This window comes from Pseudomonas sp. WS 5146, assembly GCF_012985495.1.
GTDB lineage: Bacteria > Pseudomonadota > Gammaproteobacteria > Pseudomonadales > Pseudomonadaceae > Aquipseudomonas > Aquipseudomonas edaphica.
On the sequence record NZ_JAAQWL010000035.1, the window covers coordinates 1 to 538 of the forward strand.

The following is a 538-nucleotide window of genomic DNA, read 5'->3' on the forward strand; positions in this document are numbered from 1 at the left end:
CTGTCGCTTTCGGCTTCCCTCCCCCCGCGCTTTTCCCCCTTTCCTCTTTCGGCTTCCTCTTTTTCTTCCTCTTTTTCTTCCTCCTCCCTCCTTCTTCCCTTTTTTCTCCTTTTCTTCCCCTCTTCCTCCCCCTTTCTCCTCCTTACTCCTTCCTTTTCTTCCCTCCCTTCCCCTTCTCTTCCCTCCCTCCCCCTTCCCCCTTTTCCCCCCTTCCGTCCTTCCCTTTTCTCCCCCTCCGCCCCGAACCTCTCCCTCCCCCCTTCCCCCTCCTTCTTTTCTTTCCTTCTCTCTCCTCCCCCTTCTTTTCCTTCTCCTCCTTCCCCCTTTCTCCCTCTCCCTCTCCCCCCCTTCTTCTTTTCCTTTCTTCCCTTTCTTCCCCTCTCTTTTCGCCTCTTTCCTTTTTTCCTCCTTCTCCTCTTCCCCTCCCTTTTCCCTCTTCCTCCTCTCCTTTTTCTCCCCCCTCCCTCTCCTCCTTCTTCCCTTTCCTTTTTTCCCCCTTCCTCTTTCTCCTTTCCTTCCCTCCCCTCTTTCCTTCACT

The 538-nt window shown here is 54.6% G+C and carries 1 protein-coding gene; it reads right to left on the minus strand.

Annotated features, from left to right (window positions below):
* The coding region (locus HBO41_RS29955) for a hypothetical protein (RefSeq protein WP_178111073.1) at window positions 1–538 on the minus strand (538 nt) is incomplete at both ends.